The sequence below is a fragment of the Streptomyces sp. NPDC094143 genome (assembly GCF_040303825.1).
GTDB lineage: Bacteria > Actinomycetota > Actinomycetes > Streptomycetales > Streptomycetaceae > Streptomyces.
In genome coordinates, this window is record NZ_JBEOTZ010000007.1 from 40,703 (window position 1) to 59,092 (window position 18,390).

Below are 18,390 nucleotides of genomic sequence, written 5' to 3' on the forward strand. Positions count from 1 at the left end.
GTATGCCCGATATAAAGGCGCCCCCGGCGGGGAGCCCCGGCGGGCTACGGGCAGCCGCAGGACTGGCGTACCACCAGCCGCGACGGGAAGACCTTCAGCCGCTCGCGCCGGGAACCCGCGACCCGCAGACCGTCGTCCAGGACGAGGTCCACCGCGGCCCGGGCCATCGCCGAGCGGTCGGAGGCGATCGTCGTCAGGGGCGGGTCGGCCAGCGCCGCCTCCTTGATGTCGTCGAAGCCGGCCACGGCCAGCTCGCCGGGGACGTCGATGCGCAGCTCGCGTGCCGCCCGCAGCAGGCCGATCGCCTGGTCGTCGGTGGAGCAGAAGATCGCCGGCGGCCGCTCGGGCCCGGAGAGGATCTTCAGGGCGGCCTGGTAGGCGTCGTAGCGGTTGTAGAGGGCCTCGAAGAGGCGGCCCTCCGTGGAGATCCCCGCCTCGTCCATCGCGCGGCGCCAGCCCTCGACGTGGTCGGAGACCGGGTCGCCGACCGCGGGGGTCTCGGCTATGCCGCCCATACAGGCGACGTACTCGTAGCCGTGCTCCAGCAGGTGCCGCACGGCCAGCTCGGCGCCGCCCAGGTCGTCCGTGGTGACGGCGACGTCGTCGATGGCCTCGGGGCGCTCGTGCAGCAGCACCACCCGGGCGTCCCAGGCGTCGATCTCGGCGGCGGCCAGGTCGTTGAGCGCGTGGCTGACCAGGATCAGCCCGGAGACCCGCATCCCGAGGAACGCGCGCAGGTAGTGGACCTCGCGCTCGCCCACGTAGTCCGTGTTGCCGACGAGGACCATCTTCCCGCGCTCGGAGGCGGCCTGCTCGACCGCGTGCGCCATCTCCCCGAAGAAGGGCTGGCGGGCGTCCGGGATGATCAGGCCTATGAGGTCGGTGCGCCGGGAGGCCATCGCCTGGGCGACCCGGTCCGGCCGGTACCCCAGTTCCTTGATCGCGGCGAGGACACGCTCGCGCGTGGCCGGGGCGACCGGCCGGGGTCCGTTGTTGATGACATAGCTGACCACGGCAGTGGAAGTCCCTGCCAGCCGCGCCACATCATCCCGAGTCACCTTGGCCACGCGCGGAGTCTACGCGGATATACCCGCTCCGGGCAGGGCGTAAAGGAGGTTCCGTACGATATCCCGACTGCCGTCCGGGGTGCCCCGGTGCGAAGAGGGATGCCCAGGTCGGCGGCGGGATACGCCTCCTACGCCTCGGCGCGGACCTCGACGGCGTCCAGGACGGCCGACTCGTCCGCGTTGTCCGGCTTCGCCTTGGCCGCCTTGGCCTTCGCCTCCTCGGCGGCGCGCTCCATCTTCTCGGGCTTCTCCGGCGTAACGAATCGATAACCGACGTTCCGCACGGTGCCGATCAGCGACTCGTGCTCGGGGCCGAGCTTGGCGCGCAGCCGCCGCACGTGCACGTCGACCGTGCGCGTGCCGCCGAAGTAGTCGTAGCCCCACACCTCCTGCAGCAGCTGGGCGCGCGTGAAGACGCGGCCCGGGTGCTGCGCGAGGTACTTCAGCAGCTCGAACTCCTTGAAGGTCAGGTCCAGGACCCGGCCCTTGAGCTTGGCGGAGTAGGTGGCCTCGTCGACCGACAGGTCGCCGTTGCGGATCTCCATCGGGGAGTCGTCGCCGACGATCTGCTGCCGTCCCATGGCCAGGCGCAGGCGTGCCTCGACCTCCGCGGGTCCGGCGGTGTCGAGCAGGACGTCGTCGATGCCCCAGTCCGCGGTGACGGCCGCGAGACCGCCCTCGGTGACGACGAGGATCAGCGGGCAGCCCGGCCCGGTGGAGCGCAGCAGCTGGCACAGGCTGCGCACCTGCGGCAGGTCGCGCCGGCCGTCGACCAGGATGACGTCGGCACCGGGGGTGTCGACCAGGGCGGGGCCCTCCGCGGGGGCCACGCGCACGTTGTGCAGGAGCAGTCCGAGGGCGGGGAGCACCTCCGTGGACGGCTGGAGGGCATTGGTCAGGAGCAGCAGAGAACTCATATGTCTGGTTCCTCCTCGGTCCCTGCGAGGACGTTTGTTGGCACAGCACGCTCTGCGATCCCGAAGGCCCCGTACACCTGCGGTTTCCCGCTTCGTATACAACGCTTCCGAAAGCACAAAAGGACCCGGGGGCTTCGCTGCCCGAGTCCTCTGCCCAGCACAATAGCCCACATGAGCTCTGGTCCGGCAGGTCATGTGGCGCGTTCCACCGATCGTCCGCACTCCGAGACGGCCGGGAGAACGGCCCCTCGGGTGCTGGTGAGGACGTTTCTCCGCACGTCCGACGGGGTGGCGGTCGACGCCGTATACGAGCCGGGCGCGGCCGTATACGACGCCCCGGAGACACCCTCCGCTCACCCCGCGTTCGTCGTCGCCCACGGCTTCACCGGTGCGGTGGACCGCCCGCACGTGCGACGCATCGCACGGGCGTTCGCCCGCTACGGCGCGGTGGTCACCTTCTCCTTCCGCGGGCACGGACTGTCCGGCGGGCGCTCCACCGTCGGCGACCGCGAGGTGCTCGACCTGGCGGCGGCGGTGGAGTGGGCCCGGGAGCGCGGGCACGCGCGCGTGGTGACGGTCGGCTTCTCCATGGGCGGCTCGGTGGTGCTGCGGCACGCCGCACTGCACCCGGGCCGGTCCGACGCGGTCGTCTCGGTGAGCGCGCCGGCCCGCTGGTACTACCGGGGGACCGCGCCGATGCGGCGGCTGCACTGGCTGGTCACGCGGCCCGAGGGGCGGGTGGTGGGCCGGTACGGGTTCGGCACCCGCATCCACCACCGGGACTGGGACCCGGTCCCGCTCTCCCCGGTGGAGGCGGTGCCGAGGATCGCCCCGACCCCGCTGCTGATCGTGCACGGCGACTCCGACGGCTACTTCCCCCTCGACCATCCCCGGATGCTGGCCGCGGCCGCCGGTGACCAGGGCGAACTCTGGCTGGAGCCGGGCATGGGGCATGCCGAGCACGCGGCGGGCGACGGGCTGCTGGCCCGCATCGGGGAGTGGGGCCTCGCCCGGGCGGGCTAGCCTGACGGGGTTCACCGTCGGGTGAGCCCGTGAGAGTCCCGAGTGAGGAAGCAGATGCCAGAGGTCACGGTGCGCTACTGGGCCGCCGCCAAGGCCGCGGCCGGGGTGGCCGAGGAGGCGTACGAGGCGGCCACGCTCGCCGAGGCGCTCGACGCGGTGCGCGAGCGGCACGCCGGCGAACTGGAGCGGGTGCTGCGGCGGTGCTCGTTCCTCGTGGACGGTGACCCGGTGGGCACCCGCGCCCATGAGACGGTACGGCTGGCCGACGGCGGCACGGTCGAGGTGCTCCCGCCGTTCGCAGGAGGGTGAACGATGACCAACCAGCCGTATGACGGCTACCACGAGGGTTACCACGACGGTCACTTTGGCCAGGACGGGCACGACCCGTACGGGCAGCAGCAGCCGCAGGCGTGGCCCGGGCAGGAGCAGCCGGGGTACCAGGCGTATCAGGGGCAGCAGGGGTACCAGGCGTCTCAGGATCAGCAGGGGTACGACGATCCGTACGCCGCGCAGCAGTACACGCAGCAGTGGCAGGGGCAGACCTGGGAGACGCAGACGCACCAGGCGGTGTCCGCACCGGCCGCCGCGGAGACGGCGTATCTGCCGCAGCAGGGGTACGCGACGCCCGTGCCGGCCGCCACCGGGCCGGCCGACGCCGCCGGTCCCGGGTACGGCCCCGCCACCGTCGGCGGGAACACGCGGATGACCGACGCGCAGCGGGCCCGGGCGGAGGGGCGGTCGCCGATCATCGAGCCCGGGATGCAGCCGGCCGCGCTCACGGCGCTGCTGGGACTGCTGCTGGCCGGGGCGGCGGCGGTCGGGACGTACGCGCTGCTCGTGCCGCTGGTGGTGCTCCAGGCCGTCACGGCGGCGGGGTGGTTCCGGCTGAACGGCATGTGGCCGGCGCGGCAGGGCATCGCGCTCGGGTTCGCCGGGGCGCTCGCCGCGGACGCGGCCCTGCTGGCGTCGGGGCGGTCGCCGTCGGCGATCCTCGGGACGCTGGGTGTGTGGGTGCTGCTCGCGCTGGTCCTCCAGCTGCGGTCGCACGCCGACCCGGACGAGCGGATGTACGGCTTGATGGCGACGGTCGCGGCGTCCGCGCTGGCGATCGTGGCGGGCGGGTACCTCGCGGCGGACGCGGACGCCGTGACGGTGGGCGCGGTGGCTGTGGCGGTGGCGGTCCTGGCGCGTGCGCTGCCGTTGCCGACGGCGGCGTCGGTGGTGGTGGCGCTGCTCGCGGGGGCGGGCGGTGGTGCGGCGGCCGGATGGCTGACGGGCACGTCGGGCGCGCTGGTGGGGGTGGGCGCGGCGGTGTGCGCCCTGATCGGGCACCGGGTCGCGAGCTACGACTACCCCTCGCGCTTCGTCCACTTCACGGCGGGCGTGGCGCTGCCGCTGGCCGCCGCGGCACCGGCGGTGTACGTCCTGGGACGGGCTGTGGCCTAGCACGTCCTCGCCTTCCCGGCACGGCCCGTTCCGTGCGTCGGCGCGCGGGCGCGTGGCCTGTCACAGATGATCGACAAAGCTCGGGCCCGCGCCGCACTCGGCGTTACCCTCACGCAGGGGGATCGCCGTCACACACAACCGGGTGGGGGAAACACCGCATGCGAGCACTGCGAATACTGCTGATCTTCACCGTGATCCTGGGCGGACTCTTCGTCCTCGCCGACCGGCTCGCCGTGAACTTCGCCGAGGACGAGGCCGCCGACCGCCTGAAGACCACGGAGAACCTCGCCACCACCCCCGACGTCTCCATCAAGGGCTTCCCGTTCCTCACCCAGGTCGTCGGCGGCTCCCTGGACGACATCGAGGTCGGCATCGACACCTACGAGGCCGCCGCGGGCGACGGCGGCCGGAAGATCCGTATCGACGACCTCCGGGCCGACATGAAGGGCGTCGAGTTCTCCGGCGACTACAGCTCGGCCACCGCCACCACGGCCACCGGCACCGCGACCGTCGCCTACGACGAGTTGCTGAAGACGGCGAAGGTGGAGCCCACCCAGGTCGCACCGGGCGTCACCGCCAACGTCGTCGGCCTCTCCGACGGCGGCAACGGCAAGATCAAGGTGGCCGTCGAGGCCACCGTCCTCGGCACCAAGCTGCCCGAGCCGGTCACCGTGCTCAGCACCGTGACCGTGGTCGACGGCGACACCGTGCGGGTCAAGGCCGACGGCCTGCCCGAGTTCGCCGGTGTCGACCTCGCCGAGAACCGGGTGCGCACGATCACCGACTTCCAGCAGCAGATCGACGGCCTGCCCGGCGGCATCAAACTGGACAAGGTGCAGGCCGCCCCGGACGGCGTCGAGATCACGGTGAAGGGTTCCGGGGTCCGGCTCGCCGGGTAGGACGCACGCGGGCCGGTACCAGGGCCGTCCGGTGGGCGAGACGGCGGAGTCCGCAGCGCAGATGTGACGGCGGTCGCAGGCGGACGCGGGCCGGGCGCGGCACGGCCCGAGGGGTTCTCGATCCCACTATGCGGACCATCGTGTCTCAGCATGCGACACGCCGGTGACACGCCCGCCCGACCGTCCCTACGATCGACGGCATGAAGCGACAGGCGGACCTCACGAAGCGGCGGGCAGTAGACCTGTGCCGCGTCGCCGCCATGCTCTGTCGCACCTTCTGAGCGACCGCGCCGGCCCGTGAGCCGGTGCGCGCATCCCCGCCGCCCTGCATCAAGGGCACCCGTGTGCCGCCCCGTCATGGGCGCGCGCCCCGCAGAACTCGCACGCCCCGCCGCAACTGCCCCGGAGGAGAAAGCGCATGAGCCGCAGCGACGTCCTGGTCGACGCCGACTGGCTCCAGGAGCACCTGGACGACCCGACCATCGCCATCGTCGAGGTGGACGAGGACACGTCCGCCTACGAGAAGAACCACATCAGGAACGCGATCCGCATCGACTGGACCAAGGACCTCCAGGACCCGGTCCGCCGTGACTTCGTCGACCAGGAGGGCTTCGAGAAGCTCCTGTCGGAGAAGGGCATCGCCAACGACCACACCGTGGTCCTCTACGGCGGCAACAACAACTGGTTCGCCTCGTACGCGTACTGGTACTTCAAGCTCTACGGCCACGAGAACGTCAAGCTCCTCGACGGCGGCCGCAAGAAGTGGGAGCTCGACGCCCGCGAGCTGGTCCCGGGCGACGAGGTGCCGGAGCGTCCGAAGACGGACTACAAGGCCAAGGCCCAGGACACGTCGATCCGCGCCTTCCGTGACGACGTCGTCGCCGCCATCGGGGCGCAGAACCTGGTCGACGTGCGCTCGCCCGACGAGTTCTCCGGCAAGCTCCTCGCCCCGGCCCACCTGCCGCAGGAGCAGTCGCAGCGCCCGGGCCACGTGCCCAGCGCCCGCAACATCCCGTGGTCCAAGAACGCCAACGACGACGGCACCTTCAAGTCGGACGAGGAGCTCAAGGCCCTCTACGAGGAGGAGAACGTCGACCTGGCGAAGGACACCATCGCCTACTGCCGCATCGGTGAGCGCTCCGCGCTGACCTGGTTCGTCCTGCACGAGCTGCTCGGCGTCCAGAACGTCAAGAACTACGACGGCTCCTGGACCGAGTACGGCTCCCTCGTGGGCGTGCCGATCGAGCTCGGCGCCGGCAAGTAAGAAACCCCGACCGACCTCTCCCAACCCCCTCAGGAGTACGACATGTGTGGTGCGAAGGCCGGCGGCCCCGACGCCTCGACGATCAAGCCCGGTGAGACCACGATCCAGGGTCAGGTGACCAAGGACGGCGAGCCCGTGGTGGGCTACGTCCGCCTGCTGGACTCGACCGGCGAGTTCACGGCCGAGGTGCCGACCTCGGCGACCGGACAGTTCCGCTTCTACGCGGCCGAGGGCACCTGGACCGTCCGTGCCCTCGTGCCCGGCGCCACCGCCGACCGCACGGTCGTCGCCCAGCAGGGCGGGCTGGCGGAGGTCGCGATCGCCGTCTGACGGCGACCGGTCCTCTTCGGGGCCGCACCCACCGGGTTGGACGCCTGGGGTGCGGCCCTGCGGCGTGTCCGGACCTACGCTGGAGACATGTACGCACGGCGGCGGCGCAGGTACTTCGCCCTGATGGGCCTGTGCATCGGCCTGTTCGTCCTGGCCTGGGGCGTCGTGCGGCTGTGGTCGGTCCCCGTGGCCGTCGGGATGTGCGTGGTCGCCATGGTCATCCCGCCGGTGGCGGCCATGGTCGCCAATAAGCGGGGCCCGGACGACCGGTGGTGGGACGACCCCTCCGGTGATCCCCAGTCCGACGAGTGGTGGGACGAGCTGGACGGCCGGAAACGGCGGCGGTGAGGAGTCCTCCCGGCGGCCCGGGGTATCCCGGCTCCATGAGACTGACAGCGACGGTGCTGGACGCACCCGACGCACGGGAACTCGCGGACTTCTACTTACGGCTGCTGCCCGGCTGGAGCGTGTGGCGCGACGAGGGCGACCCGGACTGGATGGAGATCCGGCCGCCCGGCGGCGGTGCGGGCCTGGCCTTCCAGACCGAGCCCGCCTACGTGCCGCCCGTCTGGCCCGGCCGCCCGGACCGGCAGCAGATGATGGTCCACCTGGACATCGAGGTCGACGACCTGGAGCGGGAGACCGCGCGGGCCGTGGCCGAGGGGGCGCGGCTCCCGGACTTCCAGCCGCAGGAGAACGTCCGGGTGCTGCTGGACCCGGCCGGGCACCCGTTCTGCCTCTACACCGGGGCCACGGGCGCGTCTCAGTAGACGAGCGCCTGCGTCCCGTCCGCCATCGCCTCCTGGACGAAGACCTGCGCGCCCGCGATGCGCACGCCCTCGATGACGTCCTTCTCCGTGATCCCGCGGCGGGCCGCGCACTGTGTGCACAGGGTGACGCGACCGGCCGCCAGGACCGACTCCAGCAGGTCGGGCAGGGGCGCCGCGTGCGGCAGCTCGAACTCGGCGGCGCGGCCGGGCAGCGCGAACCAGGCGGACTCGCCGGTCAGCCACAGGGAGACGTCGACGCCGCTCGCCACGGCCACCGCCGCGACCGTGAACGCCTGGGAACACCGCTCGGGGGCGTCCGCCCCGGCCGTCACCTTGATCACCAGCTTCTTCGCCATAGCCGGAATCGTAGTGCCGCAGGGGCCCGCGTAAGCTGGGGCCGGCCCTGTGCTTACATCCGCACCCCGCTCAAGGAGCACCCCGTGGAGCTTTTCTTCGAAATCCTGTTGGTCCTGGTCGCCGTCGGCGTCCTCGCGTTCGCCGGACTGACCGTGAAGAAGCTGTACCAGGGCCAGCGCTGACCCCCCTCTAGGAAGTTCTGATGATCGAGATCCCGTCCGACCTCCACAAGGACCTCGTCCCGCTCGCCTTCCTGCTCGGCAACTGGGCGGGCGCCGGGGTGCACGACTTCCCCGGCTCCGAGAAGTGCAACTTCGGGCAGGAGGTCGCCTTCACCCACGACGGCCGGGACTTCCTGGAATACCGGTCCCACACGTGGGTCCTGGACAACGACGGCAACAAGGTCCGCCCGCTGGAGTCCGAGCACGGCTACTGGCGCATCGACGCCGACCGCAAGGTCGAGGTGACGATGACCCGCGACGACGGCGTCATCGAGATCTGGTACGGCGAGCTGGCGGACAAGAAGCCGCAGATCGACCTCGTGACCGACGCGGTGGCCCGCACGGCCTCCTCACAGCCCTACACCGGCGGCAAGCGGCTGTACGGCTACGTCAAGAGCGACCTGATGTGGGTCGGCGAGAAGCAGACCCCCGACGTCGAGCTGCGCCCCTACATGTCGGCCCACCTGAAGAAGGTCGTCACGCCGGAGGAGGTCGAGCGCTGGGCCAAGGCCCTGCCCGACGACATGCCGGACGACGGCATCGCTTTCTTCAAGTAGTTCTAGACTCGTCGTGTGGTGAGCACCGACTGGAAGAGCGATCTGCGGCAGCGCGGCTACCGGCTGACCCCGCAGCGGCAACTCGTGCTCGAAGCCGTGGACACCCTGGAACACGCGACCCCCGACGACATCCTCGTGGAAGTGAGGAAGACGGCGTCGGGGGTCAACATTTCCACGGTGTACCGGACGCTGGAGCTCCTGGAGGAGCTCGGCCTGGTCAGCCACGCCCATCTGGGCCACGGCGCGCCGACGTACCACCTGGCGGACCGGCACCACCACATCCACCTGGTGTGCCGGGACTGCCAGAACGTCATCGAGGCGGACGTCTCCGTCGCCGCCGAGTTCACGGCCAAGCTGCGGGAGACCTTCGGGTTCGACACGGACCTGAAGCACTTCGCGATCTTCGGCCGGTGCCGGGACTGCACGCTCAAGGCTTCAACTACCGAGTCGTAGGCTTGGGGACATGAAGAGCCCTCTGCTGACCCTGCCCGGCGCCGTCCCCGCCGAGGGCGTGGACGAAGGCGTCGCCGCCCACTACGGCGATCTGTTCCCCGAGCAGCGCGCCCTCGCCGACGGCGCCGGTTTCGTGGACCTCTCGCACCGGGGGGTCGTCACCGTCACCGGCGAGGACCGGCTGGCCTGGCTGCACCTGCTGCTCACCCAGCACGTCAGCGAGCTCCCGCCCGGCCGGGCCACCGAGGCGCTGATCCTCTCCGCGAACGGCCACATCGAGCACGCCCTGTACCTCGTCGACGACGGGGAGACGGTCTGGGCCCACGTCGAGCCGGACACCCAGGAGGCGCTGATCGCCTACCTGGAGTCGATGAAGTTCTTCTACCGGGTCGAGGTCGCCGACCGCACCGCCGACATCGCGGTCGTCCACCTCCCGGCCGGCTCCATCGCCGAGGTCCCCGAGGGCGTCGTCGTCCGGGAGACCTCGTACGGCCGGGACCTGTTCCTGCCGCGCGCCGACCTGGAGGCGTACGCCGCGCAGGCCGGGCCGCCCGCCGGGATCCTCGCCTACGAGGCGCTGCGCGTGGAGCAGCACCGGCCCCGGCTCGGTTTCGAGACCGACCACCGCACCATCCCGCACGAGCTGGGCTGGATCGGCTCGGCGGTGCACCTGCAGAAGGGCTGCTACCGGGGCCAGGAGACGGTCGCCCGGGTGCAGAACCTGGGCAAGCCGCCGCGCCGCCTGGTCTTCCTGCACCTGGACGGCAGCGAGGTGCACCTGCCGGTGGCCGGGACCGAGCTGCGGCTCGCCGACGACGGCCCCGACGGCCGGAAGATCGGCTTCATCACGACCTCCGCGCGCCACCACGAGCTGGGCCCGGTCGCCCTCGCCCTGGTGAAGCGGAGCGTGCCCGTGGACGCGCCGCTGGTGGCCGGCGACACCGCGGCGGCCCAGGAAGTCGTCGTCGAGCCGTAGGACTTGTAGATCTTTCGGGTCAGATTTCGATCAGCACGGTGAACGGGCCGTCGTTCGTCAGTGATACACGCATCGCCGCCCCGAAACGGCCCGTCGCCACCGTCGCCCCCAGCGCGCGCAGCTGGGCGACCACCTCGTCCACCAGCGGCTCGGCGACGTCACCGGGGGCGGCCGCGTTCCACGTGGGGCGGCGGCCCTTGCGGGCGTCTCCGTAGAGGGTGAACTGGCTGATCACCAGGAGCGGGGCGTCGGTGTCGCTGCAGGACTTCTCGTCGTGCAGCATGCGGATCGACCACAGCTTGCGGGCCAGCTGGGCGGCCTTCTCCTTGGTGTCCTCGTGGGTCACGCCGACGAGGACGCACAGCCCCTCGCCCTCGATCGACCCCACCGTCTCGCCGTCCACGACGACGCTCGCGCCGTCCACCCTCTGCACCACAGCTCGCATGTGTCCATCATGCCGGGAGGTGACGTCAGGGCCGCGCGTGGTGTGCGCATGGCCCGAAAGGGTGGTTTGCGCCGGACGCCAACTGCCTGTGCTGGACCGTATTTTGCTGCTTAACCGCCCATCTGGGGTCTATCGGGACCACTCGTTCCCATAGGGGCCACTCGGGGTGGCACGATGCATTCACACACCGGTCGAGGGGACGGTTGAGGCACATGAGCACACCAAGCACCGGGCAGCACCCGGGGGCTGTCCGGTCGGCATGCACGGGGATGGGGACGTCGGAATACCACCGGCCGCCCACGCAGCGCACGGACAGCCCGCGGCTGCCCTCGGACGCTCCCGAGCCCGGTCTGGCCGCGCTGAGCCTGCCCGAGCTGCGCGCGCTGCGCCGCGAGGCCCAGCGCGACGAGACCGACCTCAGTTACCTGCGGCGGCTGCTGCAGGGGCGCATCGACATCCTGCGCGCGGAGCTGGCGCGGCGCAGCCCGGCGGAGGTGGCCGCCGTGGCGGAGGAGGCGTCCGTGGTGGAGCGGCTCGCGGAGATCCTGCGTGACGCCCCGGCCCGGCACCGTTCCTCCGCCCGGCACGTCACCCTGGGCACCCCGCAGGGCGAGGAGTACCGGCGGCTGGCCGCGGAGATGCTCGACGACGTCGAGCTGTCCGACCTGGACGCGCGCACGGACGCGGAGCTGACCACCGGGATCGGGCGCCTGGTGCGCCACGAGCAGCAGGTCTCCCGGCGCCGCCGACGGCTGCAGCGCAAGGCCGACGAGTGCAGCGCGGAGATCGCCCGCCGGTACCGCGAGGGCGAGGCGCAGGTCGACGACCTGCTGGTCTGAGCGGCCCGCGGGGGCCGGTCGGATATTGGGGCGACACCGGCCGGCCCTGCGCCTAGCGTGAGCGCATGACCTCCGCCTCACGCGCCGACGGCATCGACGTACGCCCTGTGACGGAAGCCGAGTTCACCGACTGGCTGCGCGCCGTGAACACCGGCTTCCTGCGGGTGCCAACCCTGACCGAGGAGGAGATCGAGGGCCGCCGCGAGCGGTTCGTCCCGGGCCGCTACCTCGGTGCCTTCGACGGCGGCCGGTGCGTGGCGACCTTCCGCTCCTTCGACCAGGAGCTCACGGTCGTGGGCGGGGCGAGGGTCCCGGCCGACGCCGTCTCGGGGGTCACCGTCCACGCCACCCACCGCCGCCGGGGGTTGCTCAGCCGGATGATGGCCCGGGACCTGGCCGCCGCGAAGGACCGCGGGGACGTCGTCGCGACGCTGGTCGCCGCCGAGTACCCGATCTACGGCCGCTACGGCTTCGGACCCGCGACCTCGACGGCCGAGTGGACGGTCGACGTGCCGCGCGCGGGCCTCGACGCCCGCTGGGCAGGCCCGGCGGACGGCGGGCGGATCGACCTGGTGGACGGCGAGGAGGTCCGCAAGCTCGGCCCCGACCTGCACGCGCGGCTGTGCCGGACGCAGCCCGGCGCCATCGACCGCGACGAGCTGTGGTGGAAGTGGAACACCGGCGCGGTACGGGTCGACCCGTCCTGGAAGGACCCCTTCTTCGCCGTGTACCGCTCGGCGTCCGGCGAGGCCGAGGGCATGGTCGCCTACGACGTGGACGACAACTGGGGCGATGCCAAGCAGCCGTTGAACACGGCGACGGTGCGGTGGCTGACCGGTGTCACGCCGGCCGCCGAGCGCGCCCTGTGGCAGTACCTGTGCTCCATCGACTGGGTCGTCGGCGTCAAGAGCGGCTGGCGGGCCCCCGACGACCTGCTCCCGCACGTCCTGCCCGATCCGCGGGCGGCCCGCATCACGTCCCTGGCGGACTGGCTGTGGGTGCGGATCCTGGACGTCGTACGGGCGCTGGAGGCGCGGACGTACGAGGGGGAGGGGGCGCTGGTGCTGGAGGTCGCCGGCGTGGACGGGCTGACCGGCGGGCGCTACCGGCTGGACGCCTCGCCCGGCGGGGCGTCGTGCGCGCCGACCACCGAGAGCGCGGATCTGGCGCTGGGACTCGGCGACCTGGGCGCGCTGTGGCTCGGGGACGAGTCGGCGGTGCGGCTGGCGGCGCTGGGGCGGGTGCGGGAAGAACGAGCGGGCGCCGCCCGGAAGGCCGACGCCCTGCTGCGCACGCCCAGGCGGCCGTGGTGCCCGGACCTGTTCTGAGCCGCTCCCTTCTGCCGGTGGACGGGGGCCCGCATCCGTAGCGAGCTGTTCGGTTGTGGTGGTCGTGCGGCGGGGCTCCCGGCTCCCCTCCGGAAGGGAGCCCCCGAGCGGGCTGGCCAACCTCCTGAAGGTCCGACCATGTCAGGCAAGTTGGTGACCAACTTCTCTGTACTTATCTCCGCCTGGAAGCGGCTCATAACCACCATCCGCTGAACTGCCCAAGGATGGCGGGAAGTTGTAGCGTTGAGGTGTGGACCCCGAACACACCTCCGCCGGTGGACGGAAGAGGTCGCAGCGGCCACAGAGGACACATCACGAGGTGGCCGAGGAACTGCGCGCCCGGATCAGGTCAGGGGCGCTGCGCCCGGGGCAACGCATGCCCACGCAGGCCCAGTTGGCCCACGAGTTCGGTGTCGAGCGCGGCGCGGTGCGCCGGGCGCTGCGCATCCTGCAGGCCGAGCGGTTGCTGACCAACGTCTCCAAGGGCAGTCCGGCTACGGTCGCCGCGGACCCGGCCGGGGCGCTGACCGGCCCGGAAGCGCCGCCGCTGCCCACGACGGTGGCGCTCGCGCCCCGGATCGCGGCGGCGTTCGCGGCGGAGCACGTCGAGATCGACGCGGTGTGCCTGACGTCCGTCTCCCTCACGCTCGCCATCGGTGAACCGCTGCGCCAGATCCACGCGGGACGGCTGAAACCGGCCAAGGTCGACGTCCGTGTCCTGCTGCCGAGCCGGGACATCGACCTCGCCTTCCCGGTGCCGGTCGAGGGGCGCGGCGACGACTGGGTGCACGAGCGGTGGCTGGCGATGCGCAACGCCCAGGGGCAGGTCCTCCAGCACAACCTGCTGGCCCTGCGGGCCACGCACGGCATCGACGTGCGGGTGACGTTCCGGGCGCTGCCCTTCACCCCGCCGGTGAAGCTGTACCTGCTCAACGGCTCGGAGGCGCTGTTCGCCTACTACACGCTGACGCGCCGGGAGGCCGAGTTCGACCACGAGCCCCTGCAGATGTACGACGCCCAGGGCACCCGGTCGATGCTGTTCTCCTTCCGGCAGGGCCCCGGCCCGCGCGACACGACGTTCGTCGAGCAGTCGCACCTGTGGTTCAACGCGTTGTGGGAGACGATCAGTTCGGAGCTGGCGCTCACGAGCTGAGGTCTCCCACGGTGGTCGGATCCGGGCAGGCGGGGTGGGTCACCTGGCCGGGCCCGTCATCAGCAGCGCGAGGACGACGGCCCCGGCGGAGCTGACGGCCGGGCTCTTGGCCTTGAGGCCCACGGTGAGAAGGAGCAGGCCGACGATGCCGGCCGGGCCGTACTTCCACTGCACGAGCTGCTCGAAGGCGACGACGAAGGCGGCGGAGAGGAGAGCGAGGGCGGGCATCGGATTCCCCCTTCGGGAGCCGGAAGTCCGGAGGTCCGGAACTTCGGAAGCAAAACTTCCGCCAACTTTGAGAAGTTGGCAACCAACTCTGATTAAGTTGTCCCCACTTGGCCACTAGCCATAAACAACTTTCAGGCAACTCCCGCTAGTTGAATCAGAGTTGTAGCGTTTGGTCGTGACCCAGGAGAACGTGGCGGAGAGTGTGGCAGTGAACGGCAGCAGAAGGCCCTCGCCCCAGGAGATCGCCGACGACCTGCGGGAACGCATCCGGGGCGGCGAACTCAGGCCGGGGGACCGCCTGCCCACCCAGGCCGAACTCGCGGAGCGGTTCGGTGTGGAGCGCGGCACCGTGCGCCAGGCCCTGCGGGTTCTCCAGGAGGACGGCCTCCTCACCCACGTCTCCAAGGGCAGCCCCCCGCGCATCGCCGCCCCCGCCCCGGCCCGGGACGAACCCCAGCCGACGATGGTGGGCCTGGCACCGCGCCTGACGGAGGCGTTCTCGGCGACGGTCGTCCAGGTGGACGTGGTCTGCCACACGTCGGAGACGCTGATGGTGGCGCTCGGGGAGCCGTTGCGGTGGATCCACGAGGGCCGCACCCGGCCCGCCTCGATCGACCTGCGGGTCCTGCTCCCCTCCCGGGAGATCAACCTGGCCTTCCCGCGCCTGGTCGAGGAGCAGGGGGAGGACGACGCGGTGCACCAGCGCTGGCTGGAGATGCGCAACGCCCAGCTCCGGGTCCTAGAGCACAACCTGCTGACCCTGCGCGCCACGCACGGCATGGACGTGCGCGTACGGTTCCGGGCGCTGCCGTTCACGCCACCGGTGAAGCTGTACCTCCTCAACGGGCAGGAGGCGCTGATCGGCTACTACATGCTGACCCGCCGCGAGGAGGAGTGGGAGGGCCGGGCCCTGGACATGTACGACGTCCTCGGCTCCCGGTCCCTGCTCTTCTCCTTCCTGAAGCGGACGGGCCGGCGGGACGCGGCGTTCGTGGAGGAATCCCAGAAGTGGTTCGACGCCCTCTGGGAAACCATCACGACGGACCTGACACTCTCCTAGTGACTTCTGATACGACGCAGACGGGTGCGGTGACACCGTCGACCGAAGGACTGCGGGAACTGCTCGCTCCGGTCCGTTACGTCCTGTGGGACCTGGACGGGCCGATCTGCCGGCTGTTCGCGGGCCATCCGGCGAACGGGGTGGCACGGGCTCTCGTGAAGGAGATCGAACGGCTGGGGCTGGACGAGCTGCTCAGCGAGGAGGAACGTTTCGACCCCGATCCCCAGGCCGTGCTGCTGCTGATCGACCAGCGGCATGCCGACAGCGCTCCGATCGCCCGGCTGGAGCAGTGGCTCACCGAGCAGGAGCTCACCGCGGTCCCCAGAGCACTGCCCACGCCGTACGCCGACCCGCTCATCAGGACGTGGTCGGCGCTGGGTGCCCGCTTCGCCATCACCACGAACAACTCGGCACGGGCCGCTGCCGCCTACATGGAGAGCCGGCAGCTCACCGGCTGCTTCCCCCACATCTACGGGCGCACCGAGGACCTGGCCCGGATGAAACCCCACCCGCACTGCCTGTCCCGGGCCCTGGAATCCCTGGGCGCGCACCCGTCGCAGGCCCTGATGCTGGGCGACGCGGGCACGGACTACCAGGCGGCGCGGAAACTGGGAGTCCCGTTCCTCGGCTACGCCCGCAACCGGCGAAAGCTCGGTCTGCTGACCGCCGCGGGAGTCGACCCGTCACACATCGTGGGTTCCCTGGAGGACGTACTGAAGGCGTTGAAGGGCACGCCCTGACAGTGCGACACGGTTACCTCATCGAGACCACCGATCGCCTCACTCGAGTCGTGCGGGCACCGGGGCGGCGCTAGGCTCTGCAACACTTTCCGGAGCTTTGCACAGTGATCCAGGAGCAGCCGGTGCCCCCGCTGGCGGTTTCCCCCTCCCCTTCGCAGAGGCTGCCCGCGCACGATCCTTACGGGGAGTTCGTGCGGCGGGCGAAGTCGGACGGCGTGATGTACGACGGCCATCACCACCGGAACTTCGTCCTGCCCCTGACCGAGCCCATGGCCCGGTACGTGGGGCGTGCGGCCGGCACCCCGGCGATGGTGCGCGTACGGACCCTGAACGTGCTGCCCGTGGTGATCCGCACCTGGAAGGAGCCGGACGTCCTCCGCGCCATCGGCGGCGTGCTGCCCCAGGCCCCCGAATGCCTCGCCAGGCGGAACGGTTCGGCGGTCCACAGCTATGTGGAGGGCGTCCCGCTGTCCGCTCTCCACCGCGACGACACACCCGTCACCCGCCCCCTCATCACGTCGCTCATGCGGACGGTCGCCCGCGTGTCGCAGGTCCGCAGGGAGAGCCTGCCGCCCCTGCCGGGCGTACGGCCCGGCGGCGACACGGGCAGCCGGGGGTTCCTGCGCGCCCTGGTCCAGCTGGCCGACCGGCAGATCCGGCAGCCCAACCGGCCGGAGTACGGCGGCCTGTTCGAGGCGCTGGGCGTCCCCGCCGACGCGCTGACGCGACTGGCCGAGCGGATCCCCGCCATGGCGCGCCGGCCGTACACCCTGCTCCATACCGACCTGCACCGCGACAACCTCATCGTCTCCACGGACCGCCGGTCCGTCACGGCCGTGGACTGGGAGCTCGCCACCTACGGCGACCCGCTGCACGAACTCGCCACGCATCTGGTCCGGATGCGCTACCCCGCCACACAGTGGGACGAGGTGCGCGACGCCTGGGCCGGGGCCATGGAGGAGCTGCGGCCCTCGGCGGTCAACGGCCTGACCAGGGACCTGCGCCACTACGTCGCCTTCGAGCGGGTCCGGTCGCTGTACGCGGACGTCATGCGGGCCGCCCGGTCGCTGGACGACCGGCTCGACGAGCGGAGCCTGACGGAGGCCACGGCCGCCGTGCACCGGGCGCTGGAGGCCGCCGCCGAGCCGCTCGGGCTCGCCAGGGTGCCGTGCGAGACGGAGATCGAGCGGGTGCTGCTGCGCCGGCGGGACTCCCGGCACCGGCGGCCCACCGGCTTCCGCCCCGTTCCGCCGCTCACCTGGACCCCCGACAAGCGGGTCCCGGAACAGCCCGGCTTCCCGTACTCCGCCGTGCGCGACGCCCTGCTCGCGGAGGGCACGACCCCGGCCGGCCGGGTCTTCAAGGGCACCGCCCACCTCAACTCCGTGGTCCGCGTGCCGCACCTCGGCGTCCCCGTCGTGGTGCGGCGCAGGATCGCCTCGTTCTGCCGCCGGGAGCCGAGCCACCTCAGCGAGCACGCGGTGCTGCGCGCCATCGCCCGCTCCGAGGTGGACGTGACCGCCCCCAGGGTCCTCGCGCTGGGCCACAGCCACGGCGGGGACGCCTTCGCCATCCACACCTACGCCGGACCCCCGCACGGCGACCGGCCCCCTAGCCACCCGGTGAACGGCCTGCTGCCGCACGAGGCCGACGGACTCGTCTACCAGCTCGGACAGCTGACCCGCGTCGACCACGCGGGGCTCGACCCGCTCACCGGGCCGTGGGACTTCTACGCCTGGCTCAGCCGGCAGCTGGTCGCCCTGGTGCGGGGGCTGCCCCGGCAGTCGCGGCAGGTCGCGAAGGCGCTGGGGCTGCCGGACGCCGACCGGCTGAGCGAGATTCTCGCCCGGCACCGCGTCACCCCGCGCCGGCACGCCCTGCTGCACGGGGACCTCAACCCCTGGAACCTCGTCCGCCACTCCCAGCGCGATCATCTGGCCCTGACGATCATCGACTGGGAGATGGCGATGGTCGGCGATCCGCTGTACGACCTGGTCCGGCACATCCACCTCACCCCGACCAGGCCGGAGATCCGGGAGCGCATGCTCCGGCAGTGGGAGAACACGCTGGCGCCCGAGTACACCAGGGACTGGCGCAAGGACTGGCGGGTCTACCGCTGGGTCGAGATCATCCGCTCCGCCTACGTCGACCTGGACCGGCTGGTCACCGGCTCCGGCCTGGACGCGCCCAACGTCCGCCGTGCCGTCGACTCGTACGCCATGACCCTCGCCGCCGCCACCGCCTCCCTCGGCCTCCCGGCCCGCTCCCTGGTGAACCCGTACCTCGCCCGGGCCCTCGCCTAGCCGAGGGCCCGGGC

Annotated in this window: 23 protein-coding genes; 18 read left to right on the top strand and 5 right to left on the bottom strand. The window is 71.7% G+C overall.

Features of this window, described 5'->3' with window-relative positions:
* Positions 1–44 precede the first annotated feature (44 nt).
* Both ABTZ58_RS11595 and ABTZ58_RS11600 read right to left on the bottom strand, forming a co-directional pair.
* Positions 45–1,067: a LacI family DNA-binding transcriptional regulator gene (locus tag ABTZ58_RS11595; protein WP_309098007.1), complete on the bottom strand. Its 1,023-nt coding sequence runs from the start codon at positions 1,065–1,067 to the stop codon at positions 45–47.
* A 128-nt stretch (positions 1,068–1,195) separates the two neighbouring features.
* Positions 1,196–1,984 (bottom strand): response regulator transcription factor, encoded by a 789-nt coding sequence (locus ABTZ58_RS11600; protein ID WP_351353803.1) that lies wholly within the window; start codon positions 1,982–1,984, stop codon positions 1,196–1,198.
* A gap of 171 nt (positions 1,985–2,155) precedes the next feature.
* Between ABTZ58_RS11600 and ABTZ58_RS11605 the strand changes: the two genes are divergently transcribed.
* The 9 genes from ABTZ58_RS11605 to ABTZ58_RS11645 all read left to right on the top strand — a co-directional run bounded on the left by ABTZ58_RS11605 (position 2,156) and on the right by ABTZ58_RS11645 (position 7,716).
* Positions 2,156–3,007 (top strand): alpha/beta hydrolase, encoded by an 852-nt coding sequence (locus ABTZ58_RS11605; RefSeq protein ID WP_351353806.1) that lies wholly within the window; start codon positions 2,156–2,158, stop codon positions 3,005–3,007.
* 54 nt (positions 3,008–3,061) lie between these two features.
* Positions 3,062–3,316: a MoaD/ThiS family protein gene (locus tag ABTZ58_RS11610; RefSeq protein ID WP_351353809.1), complete on the top strand. Its 255-nt coding sequence runs from the start codon at positions 3,062–3,064 to the stop codon at positions 3,314–3,316.
* Positions 3,317–3,319: 3 nt separating this feature from the next.
* On the top strand, positions 3,320–4,453 hold the full coding sequence (locus tag ABTZ58_RS11615; RefSeq protein WP_351353812.1) for a hypothetical protein: 1,134 nt from the start codon (positions 3,320–3,322) through the stop codon (positions 4,451–4,453).
* A 158-nt stretch (positions 4,454–4,611) separates the two neighbouring features.
* Entirely contained in the window at positions 4,612–5,352 is a 741-nt protein-coding gene (locus ABTZ58_RS11620; protein WP_309097645.1) for an LmeA family phospholipid-binding protein, read from the top strand.
* Positions 5,353–5,552: 200 nt separating this feature from the next.
* Positions 5,553–5,633, top strand: coding sequence for a putative leader peptide (locus tag ABTZ58_RS11625; protein ID WP_350310325.1), 81 nt, complete (start codon positions 5,553–5,555; stop codon positions 5,631–5,633).
* Positions 5,634–5,770: 137 nt separating this feature from the next.
* A complete protein-coding gene (locus tag ABTZ58_RS11630) occupies positions 5,771–6,616 on the top strand; it encodes a sulfurtransferase (protein ID WP_309097646.1) in 846 nt (281 codons plus the stop codon).
* A 42-nt stretch (positions 6,617–6,658) separates the two neighbouring features.
* Positions 6,659–6,946, top strand: a complete 288-nt coding sequence (locus tag ABTZ58_RS11635) for a DUF1416 domain-containing protein (protein WP_003991226.1) — start codon at positions 6,659–6,661, stop codon at positions 6,944–6,946.
* An 87-nt stretch (positions 6,947–7,033) separates the two neighbouring features.
* A complete protein-coding gene (locus tag ABTZ58_RS11640; RefSeq protein WP_351353816.1) occupies positions 7,034–7,294 on the top strand; it encodes a DUF3099 domain-containing protein in 261 nt (86 codons plus the stop codon).
* A 35-nt stretch (positions 7,295–7,329) separates the two neighbouring features.
* Positions 7,330–7,716 carry a VOC family protein gene (locus tag ABTZ58_RS11645; RefSeq protein ID WP_351353819.1) on the top strand — a complete coding sequence of 129 codons (387 nt, stop codon included), beginning with the start codon at positions 7,330–7,332 and terminating at the stop codon, positions 7,714–7,716.
* Here the strand turns inward: ABTZ58_RS11645 and ABTZ58_RS11650 are convergent.
* Entirely contained in the window at positions 7,710–8,072 is a 363-nt protein-coding gene (locus ABTZ58_RS11650) for a DsrE family protein (RefSeq protein ID WP_351353822.1), read from the bottom strand. The two genes, ABTZ58_RS11645 and ABTZ58_RS11650, sit on opposite strands and share 7 nt — an antisense overlap.
* Before the next feature lie 203 nt (positions 8,073–8,275).
* Here ABTZ58_RS11650 and ABTZ58_RS11655 point away from each other — a divergent pair, with 203 nt between their 5' ends.
* From ABTZ58_RS11655 to ygfZ, 3 genes are read left to right on the top strand one after another with little or no spacing between them, the layout of a single operon-like run.
* Positions 8,276–8,851 (top strand): heme-binding beta-barrel domain-containing protein, encoded by a 576-nt coding sequence (locus tag ABTZ58_RS11655; RefSeq protein ID WP_351353825.1) that lies wholly within the window; start codon positions 8,276–8,278, stop codon positions 8,849–8,851.
* A gap of 15 nt (positions 8,852–8,866) precedes the next feature.
* Positions 8,867–9,304: a Fur family transcriptional regulator gene (locus ABTZ58_RS11660; protein ID WP_351353828.1), complete on the top strand. Its 438-nt coding sequence runs from the start codon at positions 8,867–8,869 to the stop codon at positions 9,302–9,304.
* Positions 9,305–9,314: 10 nt separating this feature from the next.
* The gene (ygfZ, locus tag ABTZ58_RS11665) at positions 9,315–10,280 is read left to right on the top strand and encodes a CAF17-like 4Fe-4S cluster assembly/insertion protein YgfZ (RefSeq protein WP_351353831.1); all 966 of its coding nucleotides are present in this window, start codon (positions 9,315–9,317) and stop codon (positions 10,278–10,280) included.
* Between the two features lie 19 nt (positions 10,281–10,299).
* Here ygfZ and dtd read toward each other — a convergent pair whose 3' ends face one another.
* Positions 10,300–10,725, bottom strand: a complete 426-nt coding sequence (gene dtd, locus ABTZ58_RS11670) for a D-aminoacyl-tRNA deacylase (protein WP_309097652.1) — start codon at positions 10,723–10,725, stop codon at positions 10,300–10,302.
* Positions 10,726–10,937: 212 nt separating this feature from the next.
* Between dtd and ABTZ58_RS11675 the strand changes: the two genes are divergently transcribed.
* The 3 genes from ABTZ58_RS11675 to ABTZ58_RS11685 all read left to right on the top strand — a co-directional run bounded on the left by ABTZ58_RS11675 (position 10,938) and on the right by ABTZ58_RS11685 (position 14,045).
* Positions 10,938–11,564 carry an RsiG family protein gene (locus ABTZ58_RS11675; RefSeq protein WP_351353835.1) on the top strand — a complete coding sequence of 209 codons (627 nt, stop codon included), beginning with the start codon at positions 10,938–10,940 and terminating at the stop codon, positions 11,562–11,564.
* Positions 11,565–11,629: 65 nt separating this feature from the next.
* A complete protein-coding gene (locus ABTZ58_RS11680) occupies positions 11,630–12,892 on the top strand; it encodes a GNAT family N-acetyltransferase (RefSeq protein WP_351353838.1) in 1,263 nt (420 codons plus the stop codon).
* A gap of 250 nt (positions 12,893–13,142) precedes the next feature.
* Positions 13,143–14,045 carry a FadR/GntR family transcriptional regulator gene (locus ABTZ58_RS11685; RefSeq protein ID WP_351353841.1) on the top strand — a complete coding sequence of 301 codons (903 nt, stop codon included), beginning with the start codon at positions 13,143–13,145 and terminating at the stop codon, positions 14,043–14,045.
* A gap of 39 nt (positions 14,046–14,084) precedes the next feature.
* Here ABTZ58_RS11685 and ABTZ58_RS11690 read toward each other — a convergent pair whose 3' ends face one another.
* On the bottom strand, positions 14,085–14,273 hold the full coding sequence (locus ABTZ58_RS11690; protein WP_351353843.1) for a hypothetical protein: 189 nt from the start codon (positions 14,271–14,273) through the stop codon (positions 14,085–14,087).
* Positions 14,274–14,442: 169 nt separating this feature from the next.
* On the opposite strand from ABTZ58_RS11690, the gene ABTZ58_RS11695 reads away from it, so the two are divergent.
* The 3 genes from ABTZ58_RS11695 to ABTZ58_RS11705 all read left to right on the top strand — a co-directional run bounded on the left by ABTZ58_RS11695 (position 14,443) and on the right by ABTZ58_RS11705 (position 18,376).
* A complete protein-coding gene (locus tag ABTZ58_RS11695; RefSeq protein WP_351353846.1) occupies positions 14,443–15,333 on the top strand; it encodes a winged helix-turn-helix domain-containing protein in 891 nt (296 codons plus the stop codon).
* Positions 15,333–16,073, top strand: coding sequence for an HAD family hydrolase (locus ABTZ58_RS11700; protein WP_351353849.1), 741 nt, complete (start codon positions 15,333–15,335; stop codon positions 16,071–16,073). Before ABTZ58_RS11695 ends, ABTZ58_RS11700 begins: the two co-directional genes overlap by 1 nt.
* Positions 16,074–16,195: 122 nt before the next feature.
* A complete protein-coding gene (locus ABTZ58_RS11705; protein ID WP_351353852.1) occupies positions 16,196–18,376 on the top strand; it encodes a phosphotransferase family protein in 2,181 nt (726 codons plus the stop codon).
* Positions 18,377–18,390 lie beyond the last annotated feature (14 nt).